Raw genomic sequence first — 22,021 nt, 5'->3', positions numbered from 1 at the left:
CAAGTCGGGGAAGGAAGGCCACTCGTGGCACGCATCGGCGACGGAGGTGACCTGCTGAAGTGCTCCTTCTGCGGGAAGAGCCAGAAGCAGGTCAAGAAGCTCATCGCGGGTCCCGGCGTCTACATCTGCGACGAGTGCATCGACCTCTGCAACGAGATCATCGAGGAGGAGCTCAACGAGGGCTCCGAGGTGGAGATCGCCGACCTCCCCAAGCCGAAGGAGATCTTCGACTTCCTCAACTCCTACGTCATCGGCCAGGAGCAGGCGAAGAAGTCGCTCGCGGTGGCGGTCTACAACCACTACAAGCGCGTCCAGGCCGGCCTGCAGCCCGGCGGTCCGCAGGGCCCCGGCAAGCACGCCAAGGAGGAGCAGGTCGAGGTCGCCAAGTCCAACATCTTGGTGATCGGCCCGACCGGCTGCGGCAAGACCTATCTGGCGCAGACGCTGGCCCGGATGCTCAACGTGCCGTTCGCGATCGCGGACGCCACCGCGCTGACGGAGGCGGGCTACGTCGGTGAGGACGTCGAGAACATCCTCCTCAAGCTGATCCAGGCCGCCGACTACGACGTCAAGAAGGCCGAGACCGGCATCATCTACATCGACGAGATCGACAAGGTGGCCCGCAAGGCGGAGAACCCCTCGATCACGCGCGACGTCTCCGGTGAGGGCGTGCAGCAGGCGCTGCTGAAGATCATCGAGGGCACCACCGCCTCGGTGCCGCCGCAGGGTGGCCGCAAGCACCCGCACCAGGAGTTCATCCAGATCGACACCACCAACATCCTCTTCGTGGTGGGTGGCGCCTTCGCCGGTCTGGAGCACATCATCGAGCAGCGGGTCGGCAAGAAGACCCTCGGCTTCACCGCCGAGGTGCGTGGCAAGGCCGAGAAGGAGGCCGAGGACCTCCTGAAGCTCGTCCGCCCCGAGGACCTCACCAAGTTCGGCCTGATCCCGGAGTTCATCGGCCGGCTGCCGCTGATCGCGAGCGTCGAGAAGCTCGACCAGGCCGCCCTGGTGAAGATCCTGACCGAGCCGCGCAACGCGCTGGTGAAGCAGTATCAGAAGCTCTTCGACCTCGACGGCGTCGACCTGGAGTTCACCGACGACGCGGTCACCGCGATCGCCGACAAGGCCCTCGAGCGTGGCACCGGTGCCCGAGGCCTGCGGGCGATCATCGAGGAGGTCCTCCTCTACGTGATGTACGACGTGCCCTCCCGTGGCGACATCGGCAAGGTGATCGTCACCCGCGAGGTGGTCGAGGACGGCGAGATGCCGACCCTCGTGCCGCGCGAGAAGGAGACCAAGAAGAAGTCGGCCTAGTCCGTTTGGGTCATTTTCCCCGTCCGGGTCGGTATCGGCCCGGACGGTCGGACACAATACGCACTGATGATCGTCTGTACCTTTCCAGCTCCGTCACTCGGTAGGGAAGTGGGCACGTGAGGTTCCAGAGGGGCCCGGTGATGGCCTACGCCGCCGTAGTGCTCATCGGCCTGCTCGTGGTCGTCCAGACCCTCAGCCCGGACGTGTCCGCGCTGCACCGGGTGCCGCGCACACTCTCGGGCCAGGCCGACTTCACCGTGATCCCGCCGGCGCCGGACCCCGGCGTCTCCGGGGTCTCGACCATTCCCAGCACGGCGGCGGATGCGGACCGGGGCCGCGACCAGGAGTCCACCGAGCCGGACCGGCAGGGTGACGAGAAGCCGGACGAGAAGCCCACTGCGCCCGCGGAGCAGCCGGACGCACCGTCCTCCGAGGGGCCGACGACTCCCGCCGACCCCGGCGAGGGCGAGAGTGACACGACACCGCCCACGGTGGTGCCGCCGGTGGGCCCGGTTCCGGGCATCATGGCTCCGCTGCTGTGGCCGTTCGTGGCCGAGGAGGACGCCAGGCCCGTCGACGAGGCGGTGCCGATGTTCCTGCGCCAGCTGATCGCGGCAGATGCCGGCGTCCCGGTGGAGGATCTCCCGCTGGAAGAGCCCAAGAAGGACCAGGAGCGCGACGAGGCGACCGAGGAGACGAAGGATCCCGCCGCGGAGTCGAAGACGCCCAAGTCAGAGGCCGAGCAGATCGCCGAGGACGCCTGCGAGCTCACCGCCGCGATTGCCGAGGACGTGAAGACGCTTCCGGGAGCGAGCGAGGACGGTTCGGAGCCGGAGGCCACGCCGGAGTGCGGTGAGGCGTGCGCTGAGCCGAAGAGCCCGGTAGGGTCGTCGCCCGCAGCCGACCCCGAGGTCACTGCCGACTCCACCGAGCCGTCCGACGCTTCGACGACGGAGGCGCCGGAGCCGGAGCAGGAGCCGAAGGAAGGCAGCAACGACGACAAGGCTTGCGCCGAGAAGTCGGTGCAGTAGGGATCACTCCGATGGCGACCCGCACCACGCCGGAGTGACCGGCCGAGCGAGTCCCCCCGGACGCTGGGCTGGAGTGAGGGACGAAGCAGGCCCCGGACCGCATCGCGGTCCGGGGCCTGCTCCGTCGTTCGGGCGTCGCGCTGAGGCTCAGGCCTCCTCGGAGACCTCGGCCAGCTCGGCGGTGACGGTGATCTCGGTGGCGTTCTCGTCGACGGTGAAGAAGAGGTCGCCGACGATGTTGCCGACGCGCTTGAGGTCCGCAGCGGCGGCCTCCGCGTCCTTGACCAGCTTGGCGGGGCCGGTGACCTCGGCCTTGGCCAGCGGGTGACGCATCTTGACCTTGGCGGTCGACTTGGCGCCACGGATCCCGGTCAGGGTCGCCGCGACGGCGTCGAGCGCCGCCGGGTCGGCTGCCGCGGCGGTGCCGAGCTCGAGCTCACGCGGCCACGAGGACGTGTGGATCGAACCGGTCTGCCACCACGACCAGACCTCCTCGGTGACGTACGGGAGGAACGGGGCGAGCAGGCGCAGCTGGACGTGCAGAGCCGTGGCCAGGGTCGCCCGGGCGGACTCGGTGGCGAGACCGCCGTCCTCGTCGTAGGCCCGCTCCTTGACCAGCTCGAGGTAGTCGTCGCAGAACTCCCAGAAGAACTTCTCCGAGGTCTCCAGGGCCGTGGAGTAGTCGTAGGCCGTGAACGCGTCGGTCGCCTTGGTGATCGTCTCCTTGAGGCGTGCCATCAGGGCGCAGTCGACCGGCTGGGTGATCGCGACCGGGTTGAGCGTGGACGCGCCGACGTTGCCGAGGACGAACTTGGAGGCGTTGAGGATCTTCATCGCCAGTCGGCGCCCGACCTTCATCTGGGTCTCGTCGAAGGGCGAGTCCATGCCCGGACGGGTCAGCGCGGCCCGCCAGCGGACGGCGTCGGCACCGAACTTGTCGAGGATCTCGGTCGGGACGACGACGTTGCCCTTCGACTTCGACATCTTCTTGCGGTCGGGGTCGAGGATCCAGCCGGCGATCATCGCGTGGCTCCACGGGACGGTGCCGTCCTCGAGGTGGGCGCGGACGATGCGGCCGAAGAGCCAGGTGCGGATGATCTCGTGGCTCTGGGTGCACAGGTCCATCGGGTAGACCCGGCTGAACAGGTCGGGGTCGGCCTCCCAGCCGCCGGCGATCTGCGGGGTCAGCGACGAGGTCGCCCAGGTGTCCATCACGTCGGGGTCGCCCTGGAAGCCGCCGGGCTTGCCGCGCTGCGCCTCCTCGTAGCCGGCCGGGACGTCCGTGGACGGGTCGATCGGCAGCTGGTCCTCGCTCGGCAGCAGCGGCTTGTCGTAGTCGGGGTTGCCCTCTGCGTCGAGCGCGTACCAGACCGGGAACGGGATGCCGAAGAAGCGCTGGCGGGAGATCAGCCAGTCGCCGTTGAGGCCGCCGACCCAGTTGTCGTAGCGGTGGCGCATGTGCTCGGGCAGCCAGGACAGCTCGCCGCCGCGGGCCAGCAGCTGCTCCCGCAGCTCGGGGTTGCGGCCACCGTTGGTGATGTACCACTGCCGGCTGGCGACGATCTCGAGGGGCTTGTCGCCGCGCTCGTAGAAGTTGGCCATCCGCTGGGTCTTCTTCGGCTCGCCGTCGAGATCACCGGACTCGCGGATCATCGCGACGACGGCCTCGCGGGCGGAGTGGACGGTCTTGCCCTTCAGGTCCTCGTACGCCGCGACGCCGGCCTCCGTGGTGATCCACTCCGGGGTCTCGCGGGAGAAGCGGCCGTCGCGGCCGATCAGCGCACGGGCGGGAAGGTTGAGCTCGCGCCACCACTGGACGTCGGTGAGGTCACCCCAGGTGCAGCACATCGCGATGCCGGCGCCCTTGTCCATCTCAGCGGCCTCGTGGGCCAGGACGGGGATCTCGACGCCGAAGATCGGGCTCGTGACGGTGCTGCCGAACAGGTCCTTGTAGCGGTCGTCGTCGGGGTGTGCGATCAGCGCGACGACGCTCGGGATCAGCTCGGGGCGAGTGGTCTCGATGTGGACCGGGGTGCCGTCAGCGCGGTGGAAGGCGACGCGGTGGAAGAAGCCGGGGTAGTCCTTGGCCTCCAGCTCGGCCTGGGCGACCGCGGTCTGGAAGGTGACGTCCCACAGGGTCGGCGCCTCCTGCAGGTAGGCCTCGCCGCGGGCCAGGTTGCGCAGGAACGCCTTCTGCGAGGCGGTCTGGGAGACCTTGCCGATGGTCGTGTACTGCTGGTCCCAGTCGAAGGAGAGACCCAGGGTGCGCCACAGGTCCTCGAAGACCTTCTCGTCCTCGACGACGAGCTGGTTGCACAGCTCGACGAAGTTGGGCCGGCTGATGGAGATCTGTCGCTTCGGGTCCGGCTTCTCCGGCGGGGTGAAGTCGGGGTCGTAGGGCAGGCTCGGGTCGCAGCGGACGCCGAAGTAGTTCTGGACCCTTCGCTCCGTGGGGAGGCCGTTGTCGTCCCAGCCGATCGGGTAGAAGACCGACTTGCCGTTCATCCGCTGGAAGCGGGCGATCAGGTCGGGGTGGGTGTAGGAGAAGACGTGGCCGACGTGCAGGCTGCCGGAGACGGTCGGCGGCGGGGTGTCGATCGAGTAGACGTTCTCCCGCGGCTGGGTGCGGTCGAAGGCGTAGGTCTTCTCGTTCTTCCACTGCTCGGCCCACTTGGCCTCCAGGCCCTCGAGGACCGGCTTGTCCGGTACGGCGACTACGCGCTGCTCAGCGGGCGTATTCGTCTCCGGTGCGGTCTGCGTGGGCGTGGTCTCAGTCATGGGACCAAATCCTATGGGCGCACGGTTCGTGGCGCGAAACCCGGTTGAGGCCGGTGTCGCGCACTCGCCATGCTTCGGTCATGAGCCAGGCCCTGCCACGTATCGACTTCTACGATGATCCAGTTGTCTTCCTGGACGCCGCGGGTGACTACCTGGCCGCCGACCCGGTGGTGGTGAGCGTGGTCGCGACCGTGGCCGAGCGAGCGGCGCGACGAGGTCCGGAGGGTCTGCCGTACGCGTGGTGGGCCACCGCGAGCATCGATGGTCGGGTCGTCGGGGTCGCGATGCGTACGGCACCGTTCGCGCCCTATCCGCTCTTCGTCTGCCCGATGCCGGAGGAGGCCGCGGTCGAGCTCGCTCGGGCGCTGCACGCCCGCAGTGAGCACCCGGGCGGTGCCAACGGCTCGCTGCCGGCGACCCGCATCGTCGCCGAGGAGTCGGCCAGGCTGTGGGGCGGCCGGGTCGAGGGCGCGCAGGAGACGAGGCTGTGGGAGCTCGCCGAGCTGGCGGCGCCGGCTGGTGTCCTGGGAAACCCGCGGAAGGCGACGTACGCCGACGTGGAGATCTGCCTGGAATGGTTCAACGACTTCGGGCGGGCTGCCCGTGAGCAGGCCGGCAACGCCGACCGGGCCCAGGGCGAGGAGCACCACGACGCCGACGACATCCGCACGCGGATCGACGAGGGCCGGATCCTGTTGTGGGAGCTCGACGGGGAGGTCGTGCACCTGACCGGCTTCAACGCTCCCGCGTTCGGCGTCGCCAGGATCGGTCCGGTCTACACCCCGAAGGCGCACCAGGGGCACGGCTATGCCGGCGCCGCGGTGGCGGAGGCGAGCCGGCAGCTGCTGGCCGCCGGCGCGCGGGTCGCGCTCTACACGGACAAGGACAACCCGGTCTCCAACCACCTCTACGCCAAGCTCGGCTTCCGCCCGCTCGTCGACTCGGCCAACCACACGCTCGTCCCCTGACCCGCCGACTCGGCGATCTCAGTCGACGGTGAAGCGCCGGCCGAGGTAGTGGTCGACGGCGGGCCAGACCTGGCCCTCCGCCTCCGCGGCGTCGGTCCAGCGCAGCGACCAGCCGGTGCCGCCGGCGACGGTGATGTCGGCCGAGCGGCGGCCGCTGCTGCTGTGCTTGAGGTGCAGCGCGCGGATCTGGTCCCAGGGCACGAACGAGGCGTTGGCGGTGGCGGCGAGCTCGGCGGGAGGCCGGTCCAGCGCGCGCTGGATCAGCTTCCTGCCGGGCGAGCCGGAGGTCACCGAGGCCAGGCCGGTGGCGAGGCGGTCGGAGCCCGAGGGTTTGAGCAGCATCAGGCCGGTGTCGGTCACCAGCAGCGTACGGAAGCCTTCACCGGAGACCGGTGCCAAGGCGCCGATCCAGCCGTCGGGCGCCGGCGCCTGGGCGGGGGAGTCGGCGGTGGGCGCCGGGGTCTCGGTATCGACGGTCGCGTCGAGCTGGTGCACCCAGGCGCGCAGCGCGGCCGCGTAGCCGGGGGAACCGAGGGCCTCGTAGGCGAGGTTCTCGGGATCGACCTCCTGGCCGGCGATGTCGACCAGCCGCCAGGGACCGGCCCAGCTGAGCTCGTAGCGGGCCTTGTCCTCGCCGACCAGCTCGTGCGCGATGGCGGCGCCGAGGAGACGGGCGATGACCTTCCGTTTCGCCTCGCCGGCCTTGTCGTCGGCCTCCTCGGTGCTCGTGGGCTCGACCTCGACCAGGTCCAGGAGCCGGTCGAGGTTGCCGGAGGCGATCAGGTCGAGGGCGCCGCGGACGGTGGCCGGCTCGATCTCGTTCTCCTGCATGGCGTCGAGGAGGGTCTCGGAGTCGTACGCAGCGGCGCGGGCGCCGGCGACGGCGACGATCTCGGCCATCGGGGCCGGGGTGAGGCCGGAGCCGGCGAACGTCTTGTCCTCGAGCGCGAGGAAGGACTGCTGCGGGTAGCGCAGGATGCTGGTGGCGTTGCCCGACTTGTCCGTGCCGTCGCCGGCAGCGGGGTCGGCCCCGTCCGCGGCGGCCATCGCCTCGAGCAGCCCGATCCGATGCGTCAGCGGCGGGTGGGAGTCGTAGGCCGAGAGCTTGGCCTCGGGCGGTGCGGCGCTGATCCGGGACAGCTCCTCGAGGCGCTCGGGGTCGCTCATCAGGTTGGTGAAGTTGTCGAAGAAGCGCGTCGGCCGCAGGCCGTAGTGGGTGCCGGCCTCGACGTACTGCTCCAGGTAGATGTGCCAGGCGGCATCCAGCGCGGGCAGCGTGCGCAGCGTGACGGCCGCGGTCCGCGGCCCGGCGACCTGCGCGCTGAGCCGGTCGGCGTCGATCTCATGGGCGTGCGCGAGCGGGCGGGTGAGGGCGAAGAAGAGCCGGGCGTACGTCCGGAAGGGCCGCTTCACCAGCGGGTTCGACAGACCGGCGGCGACCTCGGCGATCGCCAGGCGGCTGCGGTGGATGAGGGCGCCGAGCCGGGTGTGGGTGGTGCTGTGATGACCCAGCTCGTGGGCGAGCACCGCGTGGAGCTGGTTGCGGGAGAGCCCCTGGAGGAGGGGTACGCCGAGGAACATGCGCCGGGTCCCGGTCCTGAGCCCGAGGAGGCTGGTCTCCTCGCTGACCGCCGCGTTGACGTCCGGCACCAGGCGGATCTCGTCGGGCGCGCGGGTTCCGGCGGTCGCGGCCAGCTGGCGGACCTCCGCCCACAGCCCCGGCTGCTCGTGCTCGGTCAGGACGAGCCCGCCGGGATCGGTCGAGACCTTGGAGCGCGGCCGCCGCGGGGCCACCTGCCGGCCCACCAGGAAGAAGGCAGCCAGGACGTAGGCACCGGCCAGGAGCGAGAGCGCGAGAGCAGCCCGGAGCGTACGCATGAATGGTGGACCTTGTGGGGGGATGGGGTTCTGTCCGAGATCAAGGGGAGGGTAGCGGGTCCGCCGATTCGCTGGGAAGCGCCGGGCGCATAGACTCGACCCGATGAGTGAGACTCCCGCGCCGCGTCTGGCGGCCACGATCGAGGAGGTCTGGGAAGCGCTGCAGTCGCGCTGGCCCGAGACCCGGCTCGAGCCCTCCCTGGACCGGATCCGTGCCCTGCTCGAGATCCTCGGTGACCCGCAGGACGCGTTCCGGATCGTCCAGCTGACCGGCACCAACGGCAAGACCTCCACCTCCCGGATGATCGACACGCTGCTGCGCTCGCTGGACCTGCGGGTGGGCCGGTTCACCTCGCCGCACGTGGAGCGGATCAACGAGCGGATCTCGATCGACGGCGAGCCGCTCTCGGACGACGAGTTCGTGGCCGCGTTCAACGACGTCGCCCACTACCTCGGCATGGTCGACGACGACCAGCCGCACCCGCTGTCGTTCTTCGAGACGATGGTCGGGATGGCCTACGCCAAGTTCGCCGAGGCCCCCGTCGACGTGGCCGTCGTCGAGGTCGGGCTGGGTGGCAGCTGGGACGCGACGAACGTGGCTTCTGCTGATGTCGCTGTCGTGACGCCGATCGCGGTCGACCACGCGAAGTACCTCGGCGACACTCCGGTCGCGATCGCCCGCGAGAAGGCCGGCATCATCAAGCCGGGTGCCGTCGCCGTGATCGCCGAGCAGTCCGTCGAGGTCGCCGCGGTGCTGGACCAGCACGCGGCCGAGGTCGGAGCCCGGCTGCTGTGGGAGGGCACCGATTACGCGGTGGTGTCCCGCACCCCGGCCGTGGGCGGGCAGATCGTCACGCTCCGTGGGCTCCACGGGACCTACGAGGATCTCTTCCTGCCCCTCTACGGCGCCCACCAGGCGCAGAACGCGGCCGCGGCTCTGGCCGCGGTGGAGGCGTTCCTCGGGGAGACGGTGCTCTCCGACGAGGTCGTGCGCGACGCCTTCGCGAAGGTCGACTCTCCGGGACGGCTCGAGATCGTGCGCGCGTCGCCGACGATCCTGATCGACGCCGCCCACAATCCGGCCGGGGCCGAGGCGACGGTCGCCGCCCTCGAGGACTCGTTCTCGTTCTCCGCCGTCGTCGGTGTCATCGGCGTGATGGGGGACAAGGACGTCGAAGGCCTGCTCGCCGCGTTCGAGCCCGCGCTCGAGCATCTCGTCGTCACCCAGAACTCCACCGAGCGTGCCCTGCCCGCCGTCGAGCTCGCCAAGATCGCCGTCGACCTCTACGGCGAGGAGCGGGTCTCCGTGGTGCCGCGTCTCGCCGACGCGATCGACGCGGCGCTCGCCCTGTCCGAGTCCGCCGAGGGCGGCTCGATCTCCGAGGGCGCGGTGCTCGTGACCGGCTCGGTGGTGACGGCCGGAGAGGCGCGTACGCTGCTGGGCGGCCGGCGCCCCGCCGCCGGGTCGGCAGCGACCGCGCGGGTCGTGCCGACCGCCGACCCCGAGCTGGCGGCCTATCTGGAGGAGGACGCCGATGGCGACTGAGCGGGAGAAGTCTCCGCGGCGCGGGATGTGCGCCGCGATCGTGTCGATGGAGGGGCTCGCCGTCGCGTTGGCCGCGCCGGTGATGATCTCGATCGGCGGGGTCTCAGCCGGCCTCGCGCTCCCGCTGGGTCTCGGCTTCTTCGTGGCCTGCATCCTGGTCGCCGGACTGCTGCGTCGCCCGTGGGCCTACTGGCTCGGCTGGGCGCTGCAGGTGGTCGCGATCGGGATGGGCTTCCTGATCTCGATCATGTTCGTGGTCGGCGTGATCTTCGCGGTGCTGTGGGGCATGGCCGACCTCCTCGGCCGCAAGATCGAGCGCGAGCGGGCCGCCGCCTTCGAGGCGTTCGACCGGCTCGTCGCCGAGGAAGACGCCGAGGAAGAGGTCTAGCGTTGGCGTCCGTGGAGGAGCCTGACGAGCTGCAGATGGCGACGGACGAGGCGGCGACCGACTGGGCGCTGTGCCCGGCGTGCGGCAACGCGCTGGTGCTGCGCCGGCCGCGGACACGTACGGCGCACTACGCGCACAAGGCCGGGGAGTCGTGCCGGCTCGTGGGCGCGCAGCTGCGGCGTACCAGCTCCGGGTGGGCCGTCGGTGGAGGCGAGGACGACCCGGACGGTCTGGAGAACCTCTTCGACCTGATCGAGGACGACGAGCCGGGTCGCTAGCGGGTCACTAACGCGCGAGCGCGCCGGTGACGGCGGTGAGCGCCTGGTCGAGCTCGGCGTCGGTGACCCCGCCGAAGCCGATCACCAGGCCGGTCAGGCCGCTGCTGCGGGCGTAGGTCGAGAGCAGGTTGATCTCGAACCCGGCCACGCGGGCGGCGTCGCGGGCTCGGCGCGCCTCGCTCTCGGGCAGCAGCCAGGTGGAGTACATGCCGGCGAGCGGCCCGGCGAGCGTGGCGTAGGGGCTCATCGCCTCGGCCACCTTCGGGGCCCGCTCGGCGTAGACGCGGCGCGCTGAGCGCACCGCCCTGTCCAGCCAGCCATCGCGCAGCAGCGTGAGCAGCGCCCGCTGTGAGGGCCAGGCGGCGCCGGCGTGGGTGATGGTGCGGCGGCGCAGGATCAGCTCGTGCAGACCGGGCGGCGCGACCAACCAGCCCAGCCGCAGGGTCGGCACCACCGACTTCGCGGCGGTGCCGAGATAGACCACCCGGTCGCGGTCCAGCGTGGCCATCGCGGGTACCGGAGCGACGTCGTAGCGGAACTCCGAGTCGTAGTCGTCCTCGATCACGACCGCGTCCGCCCGCCGGGCGGCCTCCAGCAGGCTCAGCCGGTCGGCGGCCGGCATGACCCGGCCCAGGGGGTGCTGGTGCGCCGGAGTGACGTACGCAGCGACCGCATCTCCCAGGTCGTCGACCTGCCGCACGGCCGGCAGGTCGACCACCTCGCGCCCGTAGCTGAGCACCGTCTCGGCCGCGGCCCGGTAGCCCGGATCCTCCACCGCCACAGGTCCCGGCCGCAGCTCCGGAAGGAGCGCGCGGAGTCCGTCCGTCGTACCCGCGGTCACGATGACCTCGTCCGGGCCGACCTCGAGGCCGCGGGTGCGCCCGAGCCGCGTCGCCAGCGCCTCGCGCAGCTCCACCAGCCCCCGTGGGTCGTCGTAGCCGCGCGGGGGAGCGGCCACGGAGACTTCCCGCCACGCCCGCCGCCATCCCGGCTCCAGTCGCGGGTCGAAGAACGGCGTGCCGGTATCGAGCCGAGACGTCGGCCGCGTCGGCCGAGGCGTCACGCCCGTCGCCCGAGCCGAGCGAGGGAGTGACGGCGCGAAGTGCGGAGGCGTCACGCCTGGCGGCCGGGTCGTGGTGACGTACGTCCCGGATCCGCGGCGCGCCTCGAGCCAGCCCTCGGCGGTGAGCTGGTCGTAGGCCTGCTCGCTCACCGCGCGCGAGACGCCCAGGTCGGCTGCGAGTGCGCGGCTCGAGGGTAGTCGGTCGCCGCTCGCGAGAGTGCCGGACAGCACCAGGGAGCGGATCTGTCCGGCGAGCTGGGCCGGCAGCGGCTCGTCGGAGGTGCGATCGAGTGTCACGGGGAGCATCGTTCGAATGGCCTGTCAAAGTCGATCGGAATTGGCCCGTGCGAGTAGGCCACTTCGCTACCAGGATGGTGCCATGAGCACGACGTTGTCACCCACCCCACGCACCCGGATCAGCCGCGGCAAGAACCGCGCCCTCACCGACCGTGAGCGCCTCCACGCCTTTCTCGGCGATGCTCTCGTCGCCCACCTGGGCGTCACCGTCGGGTCGGGGGAGGACGCCCACCCGGTCGTCCTGCCCACGGCGTACGGCTTCGATCTGGACGGCCCGGACGAGGGCGGTTCGCTCTATCTGCACGGGTCGGTGGCCGCCGGCTGGCTCGGGCGGGCGCTGGAGCGCGACGTGTGCGTGACGATCACCGAGCTCGACGGCCTGGTCGCGGCGCGCAGCGGGTTCCATCACTCGATGAACTACCGCTCGGCCGTGGTCATCGGCCGCCCTCGCCTGGTGGAGGGTCCGGAGGAGCGTGAGCACGCGCTCGCGCTGGTCGTCGACCAGATGATCCCCGGCCGCTGGGCGACCCTGCGCCCGGCGACCCGTAAGGAGCTCGCCGCGACCGCCGTGCTCGCCCTCCCGCTCGCGGAGGCGTCGATGAAGGCGCGAGCCGAGGGCCCGATCGACGATCCTGAGGACATCGAGGCCGGGATCTGGGCCGGCGTGATCCCGATCCACCGCGTCGCCGGCGCCCCGGTCACCTCCGAGGATGCGACCGGGCCGGTGCCGGAGGATGTGGTGCGTCGGGCTGCCGGGCTCGGGGCCGCGGAATGGTCACCGAGGTAGCTCGGTCAGCGCACGCCTCCTTCGTGGAGTTCCACGAAGGAGGCGCGACTCCACCGAGGTAACTCGGTGAATGAAGGGGACTCAGCGGACCTCGGCGCGCCGGTGAGCCCTGACGAAGGAACCGTCAGCTCAGCTGAGCCCCGCGCGCCGCAGCGCGTCGGCCATGGCGCTGTTGGCCGGAGCCGACGAGCCGCGGCCGCCGCCCTGACCGCCGCGGTTGCCACCCGGACGCCCGCCGCCCTTGCCGCCGCCCTTGCCGCCGCCCTTGCCCTGGCCGCGCTGGCCACCGGGGCGACCCGAGCCGGACTCGCCCTTCGCGGGTGCGCCGGACGGCGCGTCGTCGCTGAGCCGGAGGGTGAGCGAGATCCGCTTGCGGGCCTCGTCGACCTCCAGGACCTTCACGCGCACCACGTCACCGGAGCGGACCACGTCGCGCGGGTCCTCGACGAACTTGTCCGACATCGCGGAGATGTGGACCAGGCCGTCCTGGTGGACGCCGATGTCGACGAAGGCGCCGAAGGCGGCCACGTTGGTGACGGTGCCCTCCAGGACCATGCCGGGACGCAGGTCGGCGATCACGTGCACCGAGTCGGAGAACGTGGCCGTGCGGAACTCCGGGCGCGGGTCGCGGCCGGGCTTCTCGAGCTCGGCGAGGATGTCGGTGACCGTCGGCAGACCGAACTTCTCGTCGACGAACTCCGACGGCTTCAACGACTTCAGCGCAGAGGTGTTGCCGATCAGGGACCCGATGTCCGCCGACGCCTTGTCCAGGATGCGGTTCACCACCGGATAGGCCTCCGGGTGCACGCCGGACATGTCGAGCGGGTCGTCGCCGCCGCGGATCCGGAGGAAGCCGGCCGCCTGCTCGAACGCCTTCGGACCGAGCCGTGCCACCTTGGTGAGCTCGCGACGGGTCCGGAACGGGCCGTTGGCATCGCGATGGGCGACGATCGCCGAGGCGAGCGACTCGGTGATCCCCGAGACCCGGCGCAGCAGGGGAGCCGACGCGGTGTTGAGGTCGACACCGACGCCGTTCACGCAGTCTTCGACGACGGCGTCGAGCGACTTGGACAGTCCGTATTCGGGCAGGTCGTGCTGGTATTGCCCAACGCCGATCGACTTCGGCTCGATCTTCACCAGCTCGGCGAGCGGGTCCTGCAGACGGCGGGCGATCGACACCGCTCCGCGCAGGGACACGTCGAGGTCCGGCAGCTCGGAGGAGGCGTAGGCCGAGGCGGAGTAGACCGAGGCGCCGGCCTCGGAGACCATCACCTTGGTCATCTTCAGGTCCGGGAGCAGCTTCAGCAGGTCGGCGGCGAGCTTGTCGGTCTCGCGCGAGGCGGTGCCGTTGCCGATCGCGATCAGGTCGACCGAGTGCTTCTTGGCCAGCTTCGCGAGCGTCGCCAGCGATCCGTCCCAGTCGCGTCGCGGCTCGTGCGGGTAGACCGTCGAGGTGTCGACCACCTTGCCGGTCGCGTCCACGACGGCCACCTTGACGCCCGTGCGGATGCCCGGGTCGAGCCCCATCGTCGCCCGCGTGCCGGCCGGCGCGGCCAGCAGCAGGTCGCGCAGGTTGTCGGCGAAGACCGCGATCGCGGCCTCCTCGGCGGCGGTGCGGATCCGGGTGCGCATGTCGAGCTCGAGACGGAAGAGGATCCGCGTACGCCACGCCCACCGCACCGTCTCGGCCAGCCACTTGTCGGCCGGACGGCCGGAGTCGACGATCCCGAAGCGCGCCGCGATCGAGCGCTCGTAGTCGGTCACCTCGCCCGGCTCCGGCTCCTCGGCGTAGGGCGACAGGGTGACGTCGAGCGCCTCCTCCTTCTCGGCGCGCAGCACGGCGAGGGTGCGGTGCGAAGGCAACGATGCGTAGGACTCCGAGAAGTCGAAGTAGTCGGAGAACTTCGCCGCGGCCGGATCGTTCTCGCGGCCCTCGCGGACGCGGGTGACCAGGCGGCCCTGCTTCCACATCCGCTCGCGGAGCGTGCCGATCAGGTCGGCGTCCTCGCCGAACCGCTCGACCAGGATCGCGCGAGCGCCGTCGAGCGCGGCCTTCGCGTCGGGGACGTTCTCGCCGAGGAAGCCCTCGGCCACCACGGTCGGGTCCTGCGACGGGTCGCCGAGCAGCCCGTCGGCGAGCGGCTCGAGCCCGTTCTCGCGGGCGATCATCGCCTTCGTACGCCGCTTCGGCTTGAACGGCAGGTAGATGTCCTCGAGCCGCGCCTTGGTGTCGGCGGCGAGGATCGAGGCCTGCAGCTCGGGGGTGAGCTTGTCCTGCTTCGCGATCTCGGCGAGCACGGCGGCACGCCGCTCCTCCAGGTCGCGCAGGTAGCCGAGGCGCTCCTGCAGCGTACGCAGCTGGGCGTCATCGAGGCCGCCGGTGACCTCCTTGCGGTAGCGCGCGATGAACGGCACCGTCGAGCCCTCGTCGAGCAGGGCGACCGCGGCGGTCACCTGCGCGGGGCGCACTCCGAGATCTTCGGCGATGCGGGCCGGGATGCTGGCCATCGAGTCTGCGAGGGTCGGTGCTGATGGAGTTGCTGTCACGGGGCGCCATCCTGCCGCATGCCACCGACATGGTTTCAGCCCAGGCCGAGAAGGCGCAGCCCCGACGGGCCCGAACGTGCCCGGACCGGCCCTCCCCGATACGCTCAGCCCCATGACGCAGCGCACGTTCGTGATCCTGAAGCCCGACGCCGTTCGCCGGGGCCTGGTGGGGGAGATCCTGTCCCGCTACGAGGCCAAGGGCCTCTCGATCGTGAAACTGGAGCACCGCACCATCGACGCGGGTATGGCCGACGAGCACTACGCCGAGCACGTCGAGCAGCCGTGGTACCCGCCGCTGCGCGACTTCGTCACCTCCGGCCCGCTCGTCGCCGCCGTTCTCGAGGGCGACGAGGCGATCGAGGTCGTCCGTGCGCTCAACGGTGCCACCGACGGCCGCAAGGCCGCGCCGGGCACCATCCGTGGCGACTTCTCCCTCTCCAACCGCGAGAACCTCGTCCACGGCTCCGACTCGCCCGAGTCGGCCGACCGCGAGATCAAGCTCTGGTTCGGCGCCTGAGACGACTGGAGCGAGGTCGACCGGCGAGCTTGCTCGTCCGGTCGCGCCGAGCGAGGGAGTGACCGCGCGAAGCGCGGAGCGCCTGACCCCGAAGATCGCGCCGGTGGCTTCTACCGGCGCGATCTCCCATTTCCGATCCGACGGCCAGTGCCGCCACGACATCAGCGAGGCGACCCCGTCGAGGATCCGCTCGATCCCGTAGCCGAGCGCGTTGTCCTGGTCTCCTGACTCCTCGGTCTCGGATAAGGCCGCCACGGTGTGCGGAAACCTGGAGGCGTACGTCTCCAGGATCGGCCTCATCGCGGCCGCGAGCGACGCCTCCGGATTCGCCGCGGCCGTGGCCTGGCGCACGCGTTCGCGACCGACGCCGGACTGCCCGACTACGGACGGCTGGTGACCTCCTGACGGTGACCCGGGGCCGGTGTCGAGACCAGCACTTCACCGGCCTCCGTGAGCCGTTCCGCAACACCCGGTGAACACAGGCATCCCCTGGTTCGGTCCCGCGGGAGCACCCCGTATCGTTGCGGTTTCGGCGAGCCTCTCCGGTTTGAGGCTCGGACCTTCGTAGCCTCGTCGGCAGGGCCCGCATCCTGTAGCACGGATCCCCGACGCGGTGCCCCGGGAACGCGAGGACGTATGGCGAGCATCATTGGACGTGACATGGCGGTGGACCTCGGCACCGCAAACACACTCGTCTACGTCCGCGGCAAGGGTGTCCTTGTCGATGAGCCGAGTGTGGTCGCGCTCAACAAGTTCTCCGGCGAGATGGTCGCCGTCGGCCACGAGGCCAAGAAGATGCTGGGACGTACGCCCGACGACATCGTCGCCCTGCGGCCGCTCAAGGACGGCGTGATCGCCGACTTCGAGGCGACCGAGCAGATGCTTCGCTACTTCATCCAGCAGGTCCACCGCCGCCGCTACTTCGCCAAGCCGCGCATGGTCATCTGTGTGCCGTCCGGGATCACCGCGGTCGAGATCCGCGCGGTGAAGGAGGCCGGCTACCAGTCCGGGGCTCGGATGGTGAACATCATCGAGGAGCCGATGGCGGCCGCGATCGGCGCCGGGCTGCCGGTGCACATGCCGACCGGCAACATGGTCGTCGACATCGGTGGCGGCACCACCGAGGTCGCGGTGATCAGCCTCGGTGGGATCGTGACGAGCCAGTCGATCCGGACGGCCGGCCACCAGCTCGACAACGCGATCATGACCTGGCTGAAGAAGGAGCACGCGCTGCTGCTGGGCGAGCGCACCGCCGAGGAGGTCAAGATGACCCTCGGCTCGGTCTGGCCGCTGCCCAACGAGCCCGAGGCCGAGATCCGCGGGAGGGATCTGGTCAGCGGTCTGCCGCGCACGGTGACGGTCTCGAGTGCGGAGGTGCGCAAGGCGATCGAGGAGCCGCTGCACGACATCTTCGACGCGGTCCGCTCCACGCTCGACCAGACGCCGCCCGAGCTGGCCGGCGACATCATGGACCGTGGCATCGTGCTCACCGGGGGTGGTGCGCTCCTCCGCGGCCTCGACGAGCGCCTGCGCCACGAGACCGGCATGCCCGTCCACGTCGCCGAGTCCCCGCTGACCTCGGTCGCGATGGGTGCCGGCCGCTGCGTCGAGGACTACGACGTGCTCCGCCCCGTCCTGGTGAACGAGAACAGGAGATGGTGACGTGTCGTTGCTGAGCCCCCGCCCCAGCGAACGTCTGCGCAAGGGGCTGGAACAGCGCAAAGGCTCCAAACCCATGGTTCGTACGCCGCGGGAGAGGCTCAACCGCCGCGGCAGCCTCGAGACGAGCGCCGGTGGCGGTGGCCCGAAGCGCTCCTGGCTGATCGCGCTGGTCCTGTGCTGCGCGACCCTGGCCACCCTCGACCAGACCCCCGTCCTGGAGCCGGCCCGCACCGCGGTCGGCGAGGTGCTCTCCCCGCTGGAGACCGGTGCCGCGATGGTGGCCCGCCCGTTCACCGGGATCCCGGAGTGGTTCGACAGCCGTGACGACTTCCGCAGCCGGATCGCGAAGCTGGAGGCGGAGAACGCCACCCTTCGCCGCCAGGTCGAGGTCACCGAGTACGGCCGCGCCAAGCTCGCCGAGTACGAGTCGATCACCCGTGCCGCCGAGGACCTCGGCTACGCCCTGGTGCCGGCACGGGTCACCGCCTACGGCCCCGCCCAGACCTTCAACCGCACCGTCACCATCGACGCCGGCAGCGCCGCCGGGATCAGGTCCGACATGTCGGTCGTGACCGGCGACGGCCTGGTCGGCCGGGTGCTGCGCGTGACCAAGACCAGCGCCACCGTCCTGCTGATCGTCGACGCCGCCTCGGTCGTCGGCGGCCGGGTCGGCGGCGCCGACCGCAGCGGCCAGAAATCGGGCCAGGTCGGCACGGTCCGGGGCTCCGGCGTGGTCGCCGGCGGCTCCGACTCCGGCCTGCTGACCCTCGAGCTCGTCGACCAGACCGCCGCCCCGCTCAAGGGCGAGACGGTGATCACCTGGGGTGACGGCCGGGCGGCTCCGTACGTCTCCGGGCTGCCGATCGGGGAGGTCACCGACACCTTCGCGAGCGTCCGCGACTCCTCGCGGACGGTCCGGATCAAGCCCTACGTCGACTTCGGCTCGCTCGACGTCGTCGGTGTGGTGGTGCCGGGCGACACCATGAGCGACCGCGCCGTGGTCACGCCGGAAGGAGAGCTGCGATGAGTGAGATGGAAGCCCGGGCCTCGGGCACCGGACCGGTGCTGCGCAACGTCCTGGTCGGCCTGCTGATCATCATCGCCATCGTCCTCCAGCTGAGCGTCGCGCCGGCCTTCGCGATCCGCGGCATCACCCCCGACCTGGCGCTGCTGGTCGTCCTCGCGGTCGCGCTCACCCGCGGCGGGCAGGCCGCGCTGGTGACCGGGTTCGCCGCCGGCGTACTCCTCGATCTGGCACCTCCCGCCGACCACACCGCCGGCCGGTGGGCGCTCGCGCTGCTCATCGTCGGCTACGTCGCCGGTCGCGTACGCGAGAGCAGCATCGAGAACGGCCAGGGCCGGCCCAACGTGCTGACGGTGATGGCCACGGTGGCCACCTGCGCGTTCATCGGCGTCAGCATCTTCGCGGTCAGCGGCCTGATCCTCGGTGAGGCGCCGCTGACGCTCCTGCCGACCGTGGCGATCAGCGTGGCCTACGACCTGCTGCTCGCACCGCTGGTGATCCCGGCGATGCTGTGGCTGCTGGGCAAGGGGGATCTCTGAGATGGCGTTGGGCAGGTCTTCGGGCGCGCGACCCTCCACCGCCCAGGTGAGCCGCCTGCGGCTGATCGTGATCCAGGCGCTCGTCTTCTCGCTCCTGGCCACGCTCGGGGTCAGGCTCTTCTACCTGCAGGTTCGCCACGGCGACGCCTATCAGGCGGCCGCGGCCTCGCAGTCCAAGCGGGAGATCGTGCGCCAGCCGGTGCGCGGGATCATCGTCGACGCCCAGGGCCGGCCGATGGTGACCAACCGCTCGGCCTGGGTGGTCAGCCTCGACCAGAGCGTGCTCGACGGGCTCGAGGACGACGACCGCAAGACGCTGATGGAGCGCGTCGCCAAGGCGGTGGACGTGTCCCCGAAGAAGCAGAACGAGGCGATCGGCAGCTGGTCCGGCACCCGCTACCAGCCGGTGCCGATCGCCACCGATGTCTCCGAGTCGACCGCGCTGCGCATCCTCGAGCAGCCCGAGGACTTCCCCGGGGTGGTCGCCGAGAAGCAGACGTTGCGCTCCTACCCGAGCCCCTACGGCATCAACGCCGCCGGCGTGCTCGGCTATCTGTCCCCGATCACCGAGGACGAGAACGACAACGCCAGGGAGCGCGGCGACGAGTCGCTCAACAACACCTCGATGGTGGGGCGGTCCGGGGTCGAGAAGGAGTACGACCAGTGGCTGCGCGGGATGCCCGGCTACGACACCGTCACCGTCGACTCGCTCGGTCGTGAGATCGGCCGCGGCGACTCGGTCGCCTCCCAGCCCGGCGACACGCTGGTGACCAGCATCGACGCCAAGGTGCAAGGGCGCGCGGAGAAGCTGCTGGCCGAGTCGATCGAGACCGCGCGCGGCACCTTCGACAAGATCACCGGACGCAACTTCGAGGCCGACTCCGGCTCGGTCGTGGTCATGGAGGCGCAGACGGGCCGGCTGGTCGCGATGGCGAACCAGCCGACGTACGACCCCGAGGAGTGGGTCGGCGGGATCACCCAGAAGCAGCTCGACCGGCTCTACTCCGAGAAGGCGGGCTACCCGCTGCTGCCCCGGGCGACGCAGGGCCAGTTCGCGCCCGGGTCGACATGGAAGCCGTTCATGACGGTCGGCGCGCTCAACAACGGCTACAACCGCGACAGCCGCCTCGACTGCTCCAGCGGGCTCCAGGTGGGCAACCGCTGGTTCAAGAACTACGAGTCGGCACCCTACGGCTACATCGACTTCGCCCAGGCGCTCCAGGTCTCCTGCAACACGTTCTTCTACCGGGTCGCGGTCGACTACTGGAGGAAGTACGGCTCGAACCCGGCGAACGTCAACGCCAAGGACCCGCTGGTAGAGACCGCCAAGGCGTTCGGCTTCGGCAAGCGCACCGGCATCGACCTGCCAGGGGAGTCGGCGGGACGGATCGCGGACCGGAAGTGGAAGGCCGAGTACTACCAGGCCATGAAGGGCTACTACTGCCGGATGGACGAGAAGAAGAACGCGCCGTCCTCGTTCCTGCAGCTGTTCGCCCACGAGTTCTGCATCGAGGGCAACTACTACCGCACCGGCGACGCGGTGAACTTCTCGATCGGCCAGGGCGACACGATGGTCACCCCGATCCAGCTGGCCCGCGCCTACGCGTCCCTCGCCAACGGCGGCACCCTCTTCGAGCCGAGGATCGGGAAGGCGGTCGTCAGCGGCGACGGCACCGTCGTCGAGAAGATCGACCCGAAGGTCGCGGGCAAGGTCAAGATGTCGGCCAAGAGCATCGACTACGTCAACGAGGCGCTGCTCGGCACCACGCGCACCGGCACCCTGGCCTGGAAGTTCGGCGGGTTCCCGCTCGACGAGGTGAAGGTGCGCGGCAAGACCGGCACCGCCGAGGTCACCGGCAAGCAGACGACCGGCTGGGTGGCGACGTACAACAAGAAGTACGTCATCATCATGACCATCTCCCAAGGTGGCACCGGCTCCGGCGCGGTGGGTGATTCCGTACGCAAGCTGTGGGAGTCGCTCTACGGGATCGAGGAGGGTGGAGCCGTGGTCCGGCCCGACAAGGCCGCGATCAAGGGCATCGACCCGCCGAGGAATCTGCCGGCCTTCGGTGCTGACGGCTCGATCGTCGCTCCCAAGGACTGAGGGGAGGACCGAGTCATGAAGAACGACGTGATGGCCTTCGTACGCCGCATCGACCTCGTCCTCCTCGGCGCGGTGCTGGTCCTGGTGTCGCTGTCGGTGCTGCTGGTCTGGTCCGCGACCATCCACAGGGACGCGATCACCGGCGGCGACACCACCGCCTACCTGCGCAAACAGGCGATCAACGTGGCCGCAGGGCTGGTGCTGATGGTGGGTGTGGTGGCCACCAACCACCGCTGGGTCCGGCTGCTGACGCCGGTGGTCTACGTGGCCGCGGTGATCGGGCTGATCCTCGTCCTGGTGATGGGTTCGACGGTCAACGGGTCGAAGTCCTGGGTGAACCTCGGGCCGGTGCAGGTCCAGCCCTCCGAGCTGGCCAAGCTGGCCGTGGTCATCGCGATGGCGCTGGTGCTCGCCGAGCGCAGCGAGGGTCGCTGGCGGGCACGGGTCTCGCTGGGCGACGTGGTCGCGATGATCCTGGTCGCGGCGGTGCCGATCGTGCTCGTCCTGCTCCAGCCCGACCTCGGCACGACGCTGGTGCTCGGGGTGACGGTCTTCTGCGTGCTCGCCGCCGCGGGCACACCACGACGGTGGCTCTCCCTGCTGGCGCTGACCGGCGTGGCAGGTGCCACGACCGTGGTCGCGACCGGGGTGCTGAAGCAGTACCAGATCAACCGATTCATGGCGTTCACCGACCCCTCGCTGGACCCTCGCGGCGCCGGCTACAACGTGCAGCAGGCGCGGATCGCGATCGGTGACGGCGGCATCTTCGGCCAGGGTCTGTTCCAGGGCTCGCAGGCCCGCGCGGGCTTCGTCCCCGAGCAGCACACCGACTTCATCTTCACGGTGGTGGGGGAGGAGCTCGGGCTGGTCGGCTCGCTGCTGGTGATCGGGCTGATCGGTGTCGTGCTGTGGCGTGGGCTGCGGATCGCGGCCCGCACCGACGACCTCTTCGGGCGGGTCGCCGCCGCCGGGATCGTGTGCTGGCTGGGCATCCAGAGCTTCCAGAACATCGGCATGTGCCTGGGCATCATGCCGGTCACGGGAGTGCCGCTGCCGTTGATCTCCTACGGCGGATCCTCGATGATCGCGGCGCTGCTGGCGGTGGGCGTGCTGCTCGGTATCTCGGGCCGCTCGCGGCGCACCGGTCTGGACCGGTCCGGACCACTTCAGGACCTCCGCTCGCGTGATCGCCTGCAGGTTGCTGCAGTGCGAAAAGATGTCGCGTTTCATCGAAATTAAACTCGATTACGTTCCCTCCCGGTTGCCCTACAGGGCATCTGTGACCCCTTGCAGCCCT

19 protein-coding genes are annotated in these 22,021 nt (G+C 70.4%); 15 read left to right on the top strand and 4 right to left on the bottom strand.

Going from position 1 to position 22,021, the window contains the following annotated elements; all coding sequences use genetic code 11:
• Positions 1-24 precede the first annotated feature (24 nt).
• Positions 25-1,317, top strand: coding sequence for an ATP-dependent Clp protease ATP-binding subunit ClpX (clpX, locus tag OG984_RS12525; RefSeq protein WP_328531893.1), 1,293 nt, complete (start codon positions 25-27; stop codon positions 1,315-1,317).
• A gap of 116 nt (positions 1,318-1,433) precedes the next feature.
• Positions 1,434-2,348 (top strand): hypothetical protein, encoded by a 915-nt coding sequence (locus OG984_RS12520; protein WP_328531892.1) that lies wholly within the window; start codon positions 1,434-1,436, stop codon positions 2,346-2,348.
• Positions 2,349-2,495: 147 nt separating this feature from the next.
• Here the strand turns inward: OG984_RS12520 and valS are convergent, their stop codons facing one another.
• Positions 2,496-5,126 carry a valine--tRNA ligase gene (gene valS, locus OG984_RS12515; protein ID WP_328531891.1) on the bottom strand — a complete coding sequence of 877 codons (2,631 nt, stop codon included), beginning with the start codon at positions 5,124-5,126 and terminating at the stop codon, positions 2,496-2,498.
• A gap of 80 nt (positions 5,127-5,206) precedes the next feature.
• On the opposite strand from valS, the gene OG984_RS12510 reads away from it, so the two are divergent.
• The gene (locus OG984_RS12510; RefSeq protein WP_328531890.1) at positions 5,207-6,094 is read left to right on the top strand and encodes a GNAT family N-acetyltransferase; all 888 of its coding nucleotides are present in this window, start codon (positions 5,207-5,209) and stop codon (positions 6,092-6,094) included.
• Positions 6,095-6,112: 18 nt separating this feature from the next.
• On the opposite strand, the gene OG984_RS12505 is transcribed toward OG984_RS12510, so the two are convergent.
• A complete protein-coding gene (locus OG984_RS12505; protein WP_328531889.1) occupies positions 6,113-7,972 on the bottom strand; it encodes a M48 family metallopeptidase in 1,860 nt (619 codons plus the stop codon).
• 103 nt (positions 7,973-8,075) lie between these two features.
• On the opposite strand from OG984_RS12505, the gene OG984_RS12500 reads away from it, so the two are divergent.
• From OG984_RS12500 to OG984_RS12490, 3 genes are read left to right on the top strand one after another with little or no spacing between them, the layout of a single operon-like run.
• On the top strand, positions 8,076-9,518 hold the full coding sequence (locus OG984_RS12500; protein WP_328531888.1) for a bifunctional folylpolyglutamate synthase/dihydrofolate synthase: 1,443 nt from the start codon (positions 8,076-8,078) through the stop codon (positions 9,516-9,518).
• Positions 9,508-9,906 carry a DUF4233 domain-containing protein gene (locus OG984_RS12495; protein WP_328531887.1) on the top strand — a complete coding sequence of 133 codons (399 nt, stop codon included), beginning with the start codon at positions 9,508-9,510 and terminating at the stop codon, positions 9,904-9,906. The genes OG984_RS12500 and OG984_RS12495 overlap by 11 nt, the downstream gene beginning before the upstream one ends.
• Before the next feature lie 11 nt (positions 9,907-9,917).
• Positions 9,918-10,184, top strand: a complete 267-nt coding sequence (locus tag OG984_RS12490) for a competence protein CoiA family protein (protein ID WP_328531886.1) — start codon at positions 9,918-9,920, stop codon at positions 10,182-10,184.
• Positions 10,185-10,191: 7 nt separating this feature from the next.
• Here OG984_RS12490 and pdxR read toward each other — a convergent pair whose 3' ends face one another.
• Positions 10,192-11,553, bottom strand: coding sequence for a MocR-like pyridoxine biosynthesis transcription factor PdxR (pdxR, locus tag OG984_RS12485; RefSeq protein WP_328531885.1), 1,362 nt, complete (start codon positions 11,551-11,553; stop codon positions 10,192-10,194).
• A 73-nt stretch (positions 11,554-11,626) separates the two neighbouring features.
• Here pdxR and OG984_RS12480 point away from each other — a divergent pair, with 73 nt between their 5' ends.
• Positions 11,627-12,331, top strand: coding sequence for a pyridoxamine 5'-phosphate oxidase family protein (locus tag OG984_RS12480; protein WP_328531884.1), 705 nt, complete (start codon positions 11,627-11,629; stop codon positions 12,329-12,331).
• Between the two features lie 129 nt (positions 12,332-12,460).
• Here OG984_RS12480 and OG984_RS12475 read toward each other — a convergent pair whose 3' ends face one another.
• Positions 12,461-14,878 (bottom strand): Tex family protein, encoded by a 2,418-nt coding sequence (locus OG984_RS12475; protein WP_328531883.1) that lies wholly within the window; start codon positions 14,876-14,878, stop codon positions 12,461-12,463.
• Positions 14,879-14,990: 112 nt separating this feature from the next.
• Between OG984_RS12475 and ndk the strand changes: the two genes are divergently transcribed.
• The 8 genes from ndk (at position 14,991) to rodA (ending at position 21,963) form a co-directional block, all read left to right on the top strand.
• Complete coding sequence (gene ndk / locus OG984_RS12470; RefSeq protein WP_008358543.1) at positions 14,991-15,395, top strand: nucleoside-diphosphate kinase; 405 nt, start codon at positions 14,991-14,993, stop codon at positions 15,393-15,395.
• A gap of 58 nt (positions 15,396-15,453) precedes the next feature.
• Complete coding sequence (locus OG984_RS12465) at positions 15,454-15,597, top strand: hypothetical protein (protein ID WP_328531882.1); 144 nt, start codon at positions 15,454-15,456, stop codon at positions 15,595-15,597.
• A 9-nt stretch (positions 15,598-15,606) separates the two neighbouring features.
• Positions 15,607-15,792, top strand: coding sequence for a hypothetical protein (locus tag OG984_RS12460; protein ID WP_328531881.1), 186 nt, complete (start codon positions 15,607-15,609; stop codon positions 15,790-15,792).
• Positions 15,793-16,031: 239 nt separating this feature from the next.
• Positions 16,032-17,057 carry a rod shape-determining protein gene (locus tag OG984_RS12455; protein WP_328531880.1) on the top strand — a complete coding sequence of 342 codons (1,026 nt, stop codon included), beginning with the start codon at positions 16,032-16,034 and terminating at the stop codon, positions 17,055-17,057.
• A 73-nt stretch (positions 17,058-17,130) separates the two neighbouring features.
• Positions 17,131-18,084 (top strand): rod shape-determining protein MreC, encoded by a 954-nt coding sequence (gene mreC, locus OG984_RS12450; RefSeq protein ID WP_328531879.1) that lies wholly within the window; start codon positions 17,131-17,133, stop codon positions 18,082-18,084.
• Positions 18,081-18,620, top strand: a complete 540-nt coding sequence (mreD, locus tag OG984_RS12445; RefSeq protein WP_328531878.1) for a rod shape-determining protein MreD — start codon at positions 18,081-18,083, stop codon at positions 18,618-18,620. The genes mreC and mreD overlap by 4 nt, the downstream gene beginning before the upstream one ends.
• A 1-nt stretch (position 18,621) precedes the next feature.
• Entirely contained in the window at positions 18,622-20,724 is a 2,103-nt protein-coding gene (gene mrdA, locus OG984_RS12440) for a penicillin-binding protein 2 (RefSeq protein ID WP_328531877.1), read from the top strand.
• Between the two features lie 15 nt (positions 20,725-20,739).
• Positions 20,740-21,963, top strand: coding sequence for a rod shape-determining protein RodA (gene rodA / locus OG984_RS12435; protein WP_328531876.1), 1,224 nt, complete (start codon positions 20,740-20,742; stop codon positions 21,961-21,963).
• Positions 21,964-22,021: the final 58 nt, after the last annotated feature.

This window comes from Nocardioides sp. NBC_00368 (assembly GCF_036090055.1).
Classification (GTDB): Bacteria; Actinomycetota; Actinomycetes; order Propionibacteriales; family Nocardioidaceae; genus Nocardioides.
Note: the sequence above shows the minus strand (reverse complement) of the source record. Positions and strands in the feature narration are given on the sequence as shown.

Coding starts and splice junctions, on each gene's coding strand:
- valS (WP_328531891.1), bottom strand. CDS start 5,126: ATGACTGAGACCACGCCCACGCAGACCGCACCGGAGACGAATACGCCC.
- OG984_RS12510 (WP_328531890.1), top strand. CDS start 5,207: ATGAGCCAGGCCCTGCCACGTATCGACTTCTACGATGATCCAGTTGTC.
- OG984_RS12505 (WP_328531889.1), bottom strand. CDS start 7,972: ATGCGTACGCTCCGGGCTGCTCTCGCGCTCTCGCTCCTGGCCGGTGCC.
- OG984_RS12500 (WP_328531888.1), top strand. CDS start 8,076: ATGAGTGAGACTCCCGCGCCGCGTCTGGCGGCCACGATCGAGGAGGTC.
- OG984_RS12495 (WP_328531887.1), top strand. CDS start 9,508: ATGGCGACTGAGCGGGAGAAGTCTCCGCGGCGCGGGATGTGCGCCGCG.
- pdxR (WP_328531885.1), bottom strand. CDS start 11,553: ATGCTCCCCGTGACACTCGATCGCACCTCCGACGAGCCGCTGCCGGCC.
- OG984_RS12480 (WP_328531884.1), top strand. CDS start 11,627: ATGAGCACGACGTTGTCACCCACCCCACGCACCCGGATCAGCCGCGGC.
- ndk (WP_008358543.1), top strand. CDS start 14,991: ATGACGCAGCGCACGTTCGTGATCCTGAAGCCCGACGCCGTTCGCCGG.
- OG984_RS12455 (WP_328531880.1), top strand. CDS start 16,032: ATGGCGAGCATCATTGGACGTGACATGGCGGTGGACCTCGGCACCGCA.
- mreC (WP_328531879.1), top strand. CDS start 17,131: ATGGTTCGTACGCCGCGGGAGAGGCTCAACCGCCGCGGCAGCCTCGAG.
- mreD (WP_328531878.1), top strand. CDS start 18,081: ATGAGTGAGATGGAAGCCCGGGCCTCGGGCACCGGACCGGTGCTGCGC.
- mrdA (WP_328531877.1), top strand. CDS start 18,622: ATGGCGTTGGGCAGGTCTTCGGGCGCGCGACCCTCCACCGCCCAGGTG.
- rodA (WP_328531876.1), top strand. CDS start 20,740: ATGAAGAACGACGTGATGGCCTTCGTACGCCGCATCGACCTCGTCCTC.